Consider the following 11,587-nt stretch of genomic DNA (forward strand, 5'->3'; position numbering starts at 1 on the left):
GCCACGGCCCGCACCGCTACTTCACCGTCGTGCACGCCCTGGACGTCGAGTCAAACGGCGTACCCGCCGACGCCACCACGGCCTACCTCGGCTTCACCATGGCCGGCCCCATCCTGGGCCGCGCGGTGCTGACCCCGACCGGTGAGAACCCGGCCTGAGACCGGCGGCACGTTTCTGCTCAGGCGTGGAGCGGGTCAGTTCTCCTCGTGGGAGACCGCGCGACGCGCGTCGGCGTCCAGTACGCCCCAGCTGATCAGCTGCTCGGTGAGGACCGAGGGCGACTGGTCGTAGATGACGGCGAGTGTGCGCAGGTCGTCCTGGCGGATCGAGAGCACCTTGCCGTTGTAGTCACCGCGCTGGGACTGGATCGTCGCCGCGTAGCGCTGCAGCGGGCCGGCCTTCTCGGCGGGCACGTGGGCCAGTCGCTCCAGGTCGAGGACCAGCTTCGGCGGCGGCTCGGCGGCCCCGCCCGGCGTGGTGCCGGGCAGCAGCTCCTGCACCGGAACCCCGTAGAAGTCGGCCAGCTCGGCGAGGCGCTGCACGGTGACGGCACGGTCGCCGCGCTCGTACGACCCGACCACGACCGCCTTCCAGCGTCCCTGTGACTTCTCCTCGACACCGTGGAGGGAAAGGCCCTGCTGGGTGCGGATGGCCCGGAGCTTGGCCCCGAGCTGTTTGGCGTATTCGCTGGACATATAGCTCCCGGACACTGTGTCGACGCGGCTGCAGTGTTTCCGCGCCGCGCGGCTGGTAACTCACTGTGAGGTTACGCAGCGTTACGCTTCCGCGTCAAGCCGAATGGTCCGCACCGGCGCTTCCGTGGTAGCGGTGTCCGATTACTCCATAGGGGTGATCAGGGGTGTCGCCCCGGCCTGCTACCGTGGTTGGCGCAAATCCGACGTCCTTTAAGGTCCGTCCCGTGAGGCGGAGAAGGAGGTCCGTTTCTTATGGACACTCAGCAGTACGAGTCCGATGCCCGGCCGGTTCTCGAAGCCCCCGACATCGCGCGGGTCCTGACCCGCATCGCCCACGAGATCGTCGAGCGCGCCAAGGGCGCCGACGACGTGGTGCTCCTCGGCATTCCGACCCGGGGCGTGTTCCTCGCCCAGCGGCTCGCCGTCAAACTCGAGGAGATCACCGACCGCAAGATCCCGGTCGGTTCCCTCGACATCACCATGTACCGCGACGACCTGCGCATGCACCCGCCCCGCGCGCTGGCCCGCACCGACATCCCCGGTGACGGCATCGACGGCCGCCTGGTCGTCCTCGTCGACGACGTGCTCTTCTCCGGCCGCACCATCCGCGCCGCCCTCGACGCCCTGAACGACATCGGGCGCCCGCGCGCGGTGCAGCTCGCGGTCCTGGTCGACAGAGGCCACCGCGAACTGCCCATCCGCGCCGACTACGTCGGCAAGAACCTCCCCACGTCGCTGCGGGAGACGGTCAAGGTCCAGCTCGCCGAGGAGGACGGTCGCGACACCGTGCTGCTCGGCACCAAGCAGACCCCGTAGCGGACGGACGCCGTGCCCCTGTGGTACGCCGTGCCCCCGCACGCCCGGATTCTCCCCAAACCTGAACTGCCTTACGGAGCCTGACAGATGCAGCGTCATCTCATCTCGGCCGCCGACCTCACCCGCGACGACGCCGTCCTGATCCTCGACACCGCCGAGGAGATGGCCAGGGTCGCCGACCGGCCGATCAAGAAACTGCCGACCCTGCGCGGTCGTACCGTCGTGAACCTCTTCTTCGAGGACTCCACGCGCACGCGTATCTCCTTCGAAGCCGCCGAGAAGCGCCTCTCCGCCGACGTCATCAACTTCACCGCCAAGGGGTCGAGCGTCTCCAAGGGCGAGTCCCTGAAGGACACCGCGCAGACCCTGGAGGCCATGGGCGTCGACGCGGTCGTCATCCGGCACGGTGCCTCCGGAGCGCCGTACCGGCTCGCCACCTCCGGATGGATCGACGCGGCCGTCATCAACGCCGGTGACGGCACCCACCAGCACCCGACGCAGGCGCTGCTCGACGCGTTCACCATGCGGCGCCGGCTGGTAGGCCGGGACGCCGGGCTCGGGCAGGACCTGGACGGCAAGCGGATCACGCTCGTCGGCGACATCCTGCACAGCCGGGTGGCCCGCTCGAACGTCGACCTGCTGCACACCCTCGGCGCCGAGGTCACCCTCGTCGCCCCGCCGACCCTGGTGCCGGTCGGCGTCGAGGCCTGGCCCTGCGAGGTCTCCTACGACCTCGACAGCACGCTCTCCAAGTCCGACGCGGTGATGCTGCTGCGCGTCCAGCGCGAGCGCATGAACGCGGCGTTCTTCCCGACCGAGCGCGAGTACTCGCGGCGCTACGGCCTCGACGGCGAGCGGATGGCGAAGATGCCCGAGCACGCCATCGTGATGCACCCCGGGCCGATGGTCAGGGGCATGGAGATCACCGCCGAGGTCGCCGACTCGGACCGCTGCACCGTCGTCGAGCAGGTCGCAAACGGAGTGTCCATCCGGATGGCCGTGCTCTATCTGCTTCTGGGCGGCAACGAACCCGCCGTCAGCCACGCCCGTATCGAGGAGAAGTAAGTCACATGAGCAAGATCCTGATCCGTGGTGCGAAGGTGCTCGGCGGCGAGCCGCAGGACGTCCTGATCGACGGGGACACGATCTCCGAGGTGGGCGTCGGCCTGAGTGCCGAGGGCGCCGAGGTCGTCGAGGCCGACGGCAAGGTGCTGCTGCCGGGTCTCGTCGACCTGCACACCCACCTGCGCGAGCCCGGCCGCGAGGACTCCGAGACCGTCCTGACCGGCACCCGTGCCGCCGCGAGCGGTGGCTACACGGCCGTGTTCGCGATGGCCAACACCTTCCCCGTCGCCGACACCGCCGGTGTCGTCGAGCAGGTCTACCGGCTCGGCCAGGAGCACGGCTACTGCGACGTGCAGCCCATCGGCGCCGTCACCGTAGGCCTGGAGGGCAAGAAGCTCGCCGAGCTGGGCGCGATGCACGAGTCGGCCGCCGGGGTCACCGTCTTCTCCGACGACGGCAAGTGCGTCGACGACGCGGTGATCATGCGCCGCGCGCTGGAGTACGTGAAGGCCTTCGGCGGAGTCGTCGCCCAGCACGCGCAGGAGCCGCGGCTCACCGAGGGCGCCCAGATGAACGAGGGCGTCGTCTCCGCCGAGCTGGGGCTCGGGGGCTGGCCGGCGGTGGCCGAAGAATCGATCATCGCCCGGGATGTCCTGCTCGCCGAGCACGTCGGTTCCCGCGTCCACATCTGCCACCTCTCGACCGCCGGGTCCGTCGAGATCGTCCGCTGGGCCAAGTCCCGGGGCATCGACGTGACCGCCGAGGTCACCCCGCACCACCTCCTCCTCACGGATGAGCTGGTGCGCTCCTACAACCCGGTCTTCAAGGTCAACCCGCCGCTGCGCACCGAGCGCGATGTGCTGGCCCTGCGCGAGGCGCTCGCCGACGGCACGATCGACATCGTCGCCACCGACCACGCCCCGCACCCGCACGAGGACAAGGACTGCGAGTGGGCCGCCGCCGCCATGGGGATGGTCGGCCTGGAGACCGCGTTGTCAGTGGTGCAGGAGACCATGGTGGACACCGGGCTCCTCACCTGGACCGGGGTCGCCGAGCGCATGTCCGTCAAGCCCGCCGAGATCGGCCGGGCCACCGGACACGGGCGTCCCGTCTCGGCTGGTGAGCCCGCCAACCTCACGCTCGTCGACACGGAATACCGTGGGTCGGTGGACCCCGCGGGCTTCGCTTCGCGCAGTCGCAACACCCCGTACGAGGGGCGTGAGCTGCCGGGCCGTGTGACGCACACCTGGCTCCGGGGCAAGGCCACGCTCGTCGACGGGAAGCTCACGTGACACCTCTGCATCTGACCTACCTCGCCGCCGGGGAGAAGTCCGCCCCGGTGACCGACTGGGCCGCCCGTATCGGCTGGCTCGTCGGCCTCGCCCTCTTCATCGCGCTCGTCTACTGGCTGATGCGCGAGGGCTGGAAGTGGCGCGGCACGCTCCAGGGCGACGTGCCCGAGCTGCCCACGTCGCCGGAAGAGCCGGGCGAGGCGAAACTGACGATGAGCGGCCGCTACCACGGCTCCACCACCGCCGGGCAGTGGCTCGACCGCATCGTGGCGCACGGCCTGGGCACCCGCAGCCGGGTCGAGCTGACGCTGACGGAGGCCGGCCTGGATGTCGTACGACCGGGAGCCACCGACTTCTTCATCCCGGCCGAGGCGCTGCGCGAGGCCCTGCTCGGCAAGGGCATCGCCGGGAAGGTCCTCAGCGAGGGCGGGCTGCTGGTCGTGACGTGGGCACACGGCGACCGGCTGATCGACTCCGGCTTCCGCTCCGACCACGCGGCCGAGCACACCGAATGGGTCGAGGCCCTGAACAACATGATCAACAAGAGTCTCGAAACGACCGACACGGAAGGCGCACGATGACGACCTCCACCAGGGGAGCCGCCAAGGTTCCCGCCGTACTCGTCCTGGAGGACGGCCGGATCTTCCGCGGCCGTGCCTACGGGTCCGTGGGGGTGACCTTCGGCGAGGCCGTGTTCTCCACCGGCATGACCGGCTACCAGGAGACCCTCACCGACCCGTCGTACCACCGCCAGGTCGTCGTGATGACCGCCCCGCACATCGGCAACACCGGTGTGAACGACGAGGACTCCGAGTCGCAGCGCATCTGGGTCGCCGGTTACGTGGTGCGCGACCCCGCGCGCGTGCCCTCCAACTGGCGCTCCCGCCGCTCCCTGGACGAGGAGCTGCGCAACCAGGGAGTCGTCGGCATCTCCGGCATCGACACGCGCGCGTTGACCCGCCATCTGCGTGAGCGCGGCGCGATGCGCGTCGGCATCTTCTCCGGCCCCTCGCTGCCCGACGACGACGCCATGCTCGCCGAGGTGCGCCAGGCCCCCGAGATGACGGGCGCCGACCTCTCCGCCGAGGTCGCCACCAAGGAGACGTACGTCGTCCCCGCGATCGGTGAGAAGAAGTTCACCGTCGCCGCCGTCGACCTCGGCATCAAGGGCATGACCCCGCACCGCATGGCCGAACGCGGCATCGAGGTCCACGTGCTCCCGGCCACGGCGACCGTAGAGGACGTCTACGCGGTGCAGCCCGACGGTGTGTTCTTCTCCAACGGCCCGGGCGACCCGGCCACCGCCGACCATCCGGTCGCCGTCATGCAGGCGGTCCTGGAGCGTGGCACCCCGCTCTTCGGCATCTGCTTCGGCAACCAGATCCTCGGCCGCGCGCTCGGCTTCGGCACGTACAAGCTGAAGTACGGCCACCGGGGCATCAACCAGCCCGTCCAGGACCGTACGACGGGCAAGGTCGAGGTCACCGCGCACAACCACGGCTTCGCCGTCGACGCGCCGCTCGACAAGGTCTCCGACACGCCGTACGGCCGCGCCGAGGTCTCGCACGTCTGCCTGAACGACCAGGTCGTCGAGGGGCTGCGGCTGCTCGACCGGCCGGCGTTCAGCGTCCAGTACCACCCCGAGGCGGCGGCCGGCCCGCACGACGCCGCCTACCTGTTCGACCGCTTCACATCCTTGATGGAGGGCCAGCGTGCCTAAGCGCACCGATATCCAGTCCGTCCTGGTCATCGGCTCCGGCCCGATCGTCATCGGCCAGGCCGCCGAGTTCGACTACTCCGGCACCCAGGCCTGCCGCATCCTGCGCGCCGAGGGCCTCCGCGTCATCCTGGTCAACTCCAACCCGGCGACGATCATGACCGACCCGGAGATCGCCGACGCCACCTACATCGAGCCGATCACCCCGGACTTCGTCGAGAAGATCATCGCCAAGGAGCGGCCGGATGCCCTCCTGCCCACCCTGGGTGGTCAGACGGCGCTCAACACCGCCATCTCGCTGCACGAGGCGGGCACCCTGGAGAAGTACGGCGTCGAGCTGATCGGCGCCAATGTCGAGGCCATCCACAAGGGTGAGGACCGCAACCTCTTCAAGGACGTCGTCGAGGCCGTGCGCCAGAAGATCGGGCACGGCGAGTCCGCCCGCTCGGTCATCTGCCACTCCATGGACGACGTGCTGGCGGGCGTCGACACGCTCGGCGGCTATCCGGTCGTGGTCCGCCCCTCCTTCACGATGGGCGGCGCGGGCTCCGGCTTCGCGCACGACGAGGAGGAGCTGCGCCGCATCGCCGGCCAGGGCCTGACCCTCTCGCCGACCACCGAGGTCCTCCTGGAGGAGTCCATCCTCGGCTGGAAGGAGTACGAGCTGGAGCTGATGCGCGACAAGAACGACAACGTCGTGGTCGTCTGCTCCATCGAGAACTTCGACCCCATGGGCGTGCACACCGGCGACTCGATCACCGTCGCTCCGGCGATGACGCTGACCGACCGTGAGTACCAGGTGCTGCGCGACGTGGGCATCGCGATCATCCGCGAGGTCGGCGTCGACACCGGCGGCTGCAACATCCAGTTCGCGATCGACCCGGTCGACGGCCGCGTCATCGTCATCGAGATGAACCCGCGCGTGTCGCGCTCCTCGGCGCTGGCCTCCAAGGCGACCGGCTTCCCGATCGCCAAGATCGCCGCGAAGCTGGCCGTCGGCTACACGCTCGACGAGATCCCGAACGACATCACGCGCGAGACCCCGGCCTCCTTCGAGCCGACCCTCGACTACGTGGTCGTGAAGGCCCCGCGCTTCGCCTTCGAGAAGTTCCCGAGCGCCGACTCCACCCTCACGACCACCATGAAGTCGGTCGGCGAGGCCATGGCCATCGGCCGCAACTTCACCGAGGCCTTCCAGAAGGCGCTGCGCTCGCTGGAGAAGAAGGGCAGCCAGTTCACCTTCGTGGGCGAGCCCGGCGACAAGGTACAGCTCCTGGAGGAGGCCGTACGGCCCACCGACGGCCGGATCAACACCGTCATGCAGGCCATCCGCGCGGGCGCCACCCAGGGGGAGATCTTCGACTACACGAAGATCGACCCCTGGTTCGTCGACCAGCTCTTCCTCATCAAGGAGATCGCGGACGAGCTGGCCGCCGCCGACAAGCTCGACCCCGACCTGCTCGCCGAGGCCAAGCGGCACGGCTTCTCCGACCAGCAGATCGGCGAGATCCGCGGCCTCCGCGAGGACGTCGTCCGCGAGGTCCGGCACGCGCTCGGCATCCGCCCGGTCTACAAGACGGTCGACACCTGCGCCGCCGAGTTCGCCGCGAAGACTCCGTACTTCTACTCGTCCTACGACGAGGAGAACGAGGTCGCCCCGCGCGAGAAGCCCGCGGTCATCATCCTGGGCTCCGGTCCCAACCGCATCGGCCAGGGCATCGAGTTCGACTACTCCTGCGTCCACGCCTCCTTCGCGCTCAGCGACGCGGGCTACGAGACCGTGATGGTCAACTGCAACCCCGAGACCGTCTCCACGGACTACGACACCTCCGACCGCCTGTACTTCGAGCCGCTCACGCTGGAAGACGTGCTGGAGATCGTCCACGCGGAGTCGCTGGCCGGTCCGATCGCCGGTGTGATCGTGCAGCTCGGCGGCCAGACCCCGCTGGGCCTGGCGCAGGCGCTCAAGGACAACGGCGTGCCGGTCGTCGGCACGCCCCCCGAGGCGATCCACGCCGCCGAGGACCGCGGCGCCTTCGGCCAGGTCCTCGCGGAGGCGGGCCTCCCCGCCCCCAAGCACGGCACCGCCACCACCTTCGTGGGCGCCAAGGCCATCGCCGACGAGATCGGCTACCCGGTCCTCGTCCGGCCCTCCTACGTCCTCGGCGGACGCGGCATGGAGATCGTCTACGACGAGACCCGTCTGGAGTCGTACATCGCCGAGTCGACCGAGATCAGCCCCTCCCGGCCGGTCCTGGTCGACCGCTTCCTCGACGACGCCATCGAGATCGACGTCGACGCGCTGTACGACGGCCACGAGCTGTACCTCGGCGGTGTCATGGAGCACATCGAGGAGGCCGGCATCCACTCCGGCGACTCGGCCTGCGCCCTGCCGCCGATCACCCTGGGCGGCTTCGACATCAAGCGCCTGCGGGCTTCAACGGAGGCCATCGCCAAGGGCGTTGGAGTGCGCGGACTGATCAACATCCAGTTCGCGATGGCCGGCGACATCCTCTACGTCCTGGAGGCCAACCCGCGCGCGTCCCGTACGGTCCCCTTCACCTCGAAGGCGACCGCGGTACCGCTCGCGAAGGCCGCCGCCCGGATCTCGCTGGGCGCGACCGTCGCCGAACTGCGCGCCGAGGGGCTGCTCCCGGCCCACGGCGACGGCGGCGAACTCCCCCTCGACGCGCCGATCTCCGTCAAGGAGGCCGTCATGCCCTGGTCGCGCTTCCGCGACATCCACGGGCGTGGCGTCGACACGGTCCTCGGCCCGGAGATGCGTTCCACCGGCGAGGTCATGGGCATCGACTCCGTCTTCGGCACGGCGTACGCCAAGTCCCAGGCGGGCGCCTACGGCCCGCTGCCCACCAAGGGCCGCGCGTTCATCTCGGTCGCCAACCGCGACAAGCGCTCGATGATCTTCCCGGCGCGCGAACTGGTCGCCCACGGCTTCGAGTTGCTCGCCACGTCCGGCACCGCCGAGGTCCTCAAGCGCAACGGCCTCAACGCGACGGTCGTCCGCAAGCAGTCCGAGGGCGTCGGCCCGAACGGCGAGAAGACCATCGTCCAGCTCATCCACGACGGCGAGGTCGACCTCATCGTCAACACCCCGTACGGCACCGGCGGCCGCCTCGACGGCTACGAGATCCGTACGGCGGCCGTGGCGCGGTCGGTGCCGTGCCTGACGACGGTCCAGGCGCTCGCCGCCGCCGTCCAGGGCATCGACGCCCTCAACCACGGTGACGTGGGCGTGCGTTCACTCCAGGAACACGCCGAACACCTGACCGCGGCCCGCGGCTAGCAGCCCTGAGGGGGACACCGGAAACGGTGTCCCCCTCTTCACGAGGTCACCAGAGGCTTCAAGAGGACACCGACATGTACAAGCTTTTCTTCCGTCTGGTCTTCAAACGGATGGACCCGGAGCAGGCCCACCACCTCGCCTTCCGCTGGATCAGGCTCGCCGTCCGCGTCCCCGTGCTGCGGACGTTCGTCGCGGCCGCCCTCGCGCCCCGGTTCGAGGAGTTGCGGACAGAGGCCTTCGGGCTGCGCATGCACGGCCCGTTCGGGCTCGCCGCCGGCTTCGACAAGAACGCGGTCGCGATCGACGGCATGTCGATGCTCGGCTTCGACCACGTCGAGATCGGCACGGTCACGGGGGAGCCGCAGCCCGGCAACCCCAAGAAGCGGCTGTTCCGCCTTGTGCCGGACCGCGCGCTGATCAACCGCATGGGGTTCAACAACGAGGGCTCCGCGGCCGTGGCGGCCCGGCTGGAGGCTCGTGAGGCGGTCTTCAGGACCGTCGTGGGCGTCAACATCGGCAAGACCAAGGTCGTACCCGAGGAGGAGGCGGTCGGCGACTACGTGAAGTCGACCGAGCGACTCGCCCGGCACGCCGACTATCTCGTCGTCAACGTGTCGTCGCCCAACACGCCCGGGCTGCGCAACCTCCAGGCGACCGAGGCACTGCGCCCGCTGCTGAGTGCCGTTCGCGAGGCCGCCGACCGCGCGGTGACCGACCGCCGCGTCCCGCTCCTGGTGAAGATCGCCCCGGACCTCGCGGACGAGGACGTGGACGCGGTCGCCGACCTCGCCGTGGAGCTGGGCCTGGACGGCATCATCGCCACGAACACGACCATCGCGCGCGAGGGACTCGGTTTGAAATCCGAACCCGAGCTCGTCAAAGAGACCGGCGGACTGTCCGGGGCCCCGCTGAAGGCTCGTTCCCTGGAGGTACTGCGCCGCCTCTACGCGCGCGTGGGCGACCGCATCACCCTCGTGGGCGTCGGCGGCGTCGAGAACGCCGAGGACGCCTGGCAGCGCATCCTCGCCGGCGCCACGCTCGTGCAGGGCTACAGCGCCTTCATCTACGAAGGGCCCTTCTGGGGCCGCGCCATCCACAAGGGCCTCGCCGCGCGCCTGCGCACGAGCCCGTACGCCACCCTCGCCGACGCGGTCGGTGCCGACGTAAGGAAGCCGGTATGAGCCCTCTCGAACCCTTCGGCGCACGTCTCCGCCGAGCCATGGACGAACGCGGCCCGCTCTGCGTCGGCATCGACCCGCACGCCTCGCTGCTCACCGAGTGGGGCCTGAACGACGACGTCGCCGGGCTGGAGCGGTTCAGCCGCACGGTCGTCGAGGCACTCGCCGACCGGGTCGCCGTCCTCAAGCCGCAGAGCGCCTTCTTCGAGCGCTTCGGCTCGCGCGGGATCGCCGTCCTGGAGAAGTCCGTCGAGGAGGCGCGGGCGGCCGGCGCGCTGGTCGTGATGGACGCCAAGCGCGGCGACATCGGCTCGACCATGGCCGCGTACGCGGAGTCCTTCCTCCGGAAGGACTCCCCGCTCTTCTCCGACGCGCTGACCGTCTCGCCGTATCTCGGCTACGGCTCGCTCGCCCCGGCGGTCGAACTGGCCAGGGAGAGCGGCACAGGCCTCTTCGTGCTCGCGCTGACCTCGAACCCGGAGGGCGGCGAGGTGCAGCACGCCGTCCGCGAGGACGGCCGGAACATCGGAGCGACCATGCTGGCCCACCTGGCCGCCGAGAACGCGGGGGAGGAGCCGCTGGGCTCCTTCGGGGCCGTCGTCGGCGCCACGCTGGGCGACCTGTCGTCGTACGACCTCGCGGTCAACGGTCCGATCCTCGCGCCCGGCATCGGGGCGCAGGGGGCCACTCCGGCCGATCTTCCCGGGGTCTTCGGGACGGTGCTGCGCAATGTCGTCCCGAACGTGAGCCGGGGTGTTCTACGTCACGGTCCCGACGTGGGGGCGCTGCGAGCGGCCTCGGATCGCTTCGCGGAGGAGATCCGCGTCGCCTTTGCGACCGTCTGAGGTGTTCGAACGGGTCGATCGAGTCCTCCGATGAGTGGCTCGACGACCGACTCCGGAGCGACTTGAGTCTGAATACATCCTCAAATCAGGGGCGTTATGTCGGAAATGTCCGGCCTGGCGCAGGCTGACCAGGACTTTTCCTCTGTTCTCGCTGACTCTGGCGTCCCTGGCCGCTAGTCTCCGAGCAGAGTCAACGGGCAAGCGTGTTGCTCGTAGCTCCCCAGGTGTGGGGCGACTAGGTTCCTCACCGGTCCGTATCCGACAGTTCGACATCCGAGGTGACGTAGGCGTGGCTCTTCCGCCCCTTACCCCTGAACAGCGCGCAGCCGCGCTCGAAAAGGCCGCCGCGGCTCGCCGGGAGCGGGCCGAGGTCAAGAATCGACTCAAGCACTCCGGCGCCTCCCTGCATGACGTCATCAAGCAGGGTCAGGAGAACGACGTCATCGGCAAGATGAAGGTCTCCGCCCTGCTTGAGTCCCTGCCCGGCGTGGGCAAGGTCCGCGCCAAGCAGATCATGGAGCGACTCGGTATCTCCGAGAGCCGCCGTGTCCGTGGCCTTGGTTCCAACCAGATCGCTTCCCTGGAGCGTGAGTTCGGCAGCACCGGTTCCTGAGTCCGGTTACTCCGGACGGGGAGTCCCGGGCAGACCGGGAGTGCTGGAATGATCGCGGCTTG

General features: G+C 69.5%; 10 protein-coding genes and 1 pseudogene. 10 read left to right on the forward strand and 1 reads right to left on the reverse strand.

All coding sequences use genetic code 11. The annotated features are described in order from the left end of the window. A pseudogene (locus tag ACFWP5_RS49685) lies at positions 1-158 on the forward strand (YbhB/YbcL family Raf kinase inhibitor-like protein); the annotation flags it as partial. A gap of 36 nt (positions 159-194) precedes the next feature. On the opposite strand, the gene bldD reads toward ACFWP5_RS49685, so the two are convergent. Next, complete coding sequence (gene bldD, locus ACFWP5_RS49690; protein WP_019059743.1) at positions 195-695, reverse strand: transcriptional regulator BldD; 501 nt, start codon at positions 693-695, stop codon at positions 195-197. A 252-nt stretch (positions 696-947) separates the two neighbouring features. Here bldD and pyrR point away from each other — a divergent pair, with 252 nt between their 5' ends. From pyrR to ACFWP5_RS49735, 9 genes are all read left to right on the forward strand, one after another. Further along, positions 948-1,511 (forward strand): bifunctional pyr operon transcriptional regulator/uracil phosphoribosyltransferase PyrR, encoded by a 564-nt coding sequence (gene pyrR / locus ACFWP5_RS49695; protein ID WP_352180427.1) that lies wholly within the window; start codon positions 948-950, stop codon positions 1,509-1,511. Positions 1,512-1,598: 87 nt separating this feature from the next. Further along, positions 1,599-2,576, forward strand: coding sequence for an aspartate carbamoyltransferase catalytic subunit (locus ACFWP5_RS49700; RefSeq protein ID WP_328684522.1), 978 nt, complete (start codon positions 1,599-1,601; stop codon positions 2,574-2,576). A gap of 5 nt (positions 2,577-2,581) precedes the next feature. Then, positions 2,582-3,868: a dihydroorotase gene (locus ACFWP5_RS49705; RefSeq protein ID WP_384173145.1), complete on the forward strand. Its 1,287-nt coding sequence runs from the start codon at positions 2,582-2,584 to the stop codon at positions 3,866-3,868. After that, a complete protein-coding gene (locus ACFWP5_RS49710) occupies positions 3,865-4,449 on the forward strand; it encodes a hypothetical protein (protein ID WP_384173148.1) in 585 nt (194 codons plus the stop codon). Before ACFWP5_RS49705 ends, ACFWP5_RS49710 begins: the two co-directional genes overlap by 4 nt. Beyond that, entirely contained in the window at positions 4,446-5,588 is a 1,143-nt protein-coding gene (carA, locus tag ACFWP5_RS49715) for a glutamine-hydrolyzing carbamoyl-phosphate synthase small subunit (RefSeq protein WP_384173151.1), read from the forward strand. Before ACFWP5_RS49710 ends, carA begins: the two co-directional genes overlap by 4 nt. After that, positions 5,581-8,889: a carbamoyl-phosphate synthase large subunit gene (carB, locus tag ACFWP5_RS49720; RefSeq protein ID WP_384173154.1), complete on the forward strand. Its 3,309-nt coding sequence runs from the start codon at positions 5,581-5,583 to the stop codon at positions 8,887-8,889. Before carA ends, carB begins: the two co-directional genes overlap by 8 nt. A gap of 74 nt (positions 8,890-8,963) precedes the next feature. Next, positions 8,964-10,070, forward strand: a complete 1,107-nt coding sequence (locus tag ACFWP5_RS49725) for a quinone-dependent dihydroorotate dehydrogenase (protein ID WP_384173157.1) — start codon at positions 8,964-8,966, stop codon at positions 10,068-10,070. Beyond that, positions 10,067-10,912, forward strand: a complete 846-nt coding sequence (gene pyrF / locus ACFWP5_RS49730; RefSeq protein ID WP_384173160.1) for an orotidine-5'-phosphate decarboxylase — start codon at positions 10,067-10,069, stop codon at positions 10,910-10,912. The genes ACFWP5_RS49725 and pyrF overlap by 4 nt, the downstream gene beginning before the upstream one ends. Positions 10,913-11,201: 289 nt before the next feature. After that, the gene (locus ACFWP5_RS49735) at positions 11,202-11,525 is read left to right on the forward strand and encodes an integration host factor (RefSeq protein WP_019059734.1); all 324 of its coding nucleotides are present in this window, start codon (positions 11,202-11,204) and stop codon (positions 11,523-11,525) included. Positions 11,526-11,587: the final 62 nt, after the last annotated feature.

The organism is Streptomyces sp. NPDC058469 (genome assembly GCF_042721125.1).
Classification (GTDB): domain Bacteria; phylum Actinomycetota; class Actinomycetes; order Streptomycetales; family Streptomycetaceae; genus Streptomyces.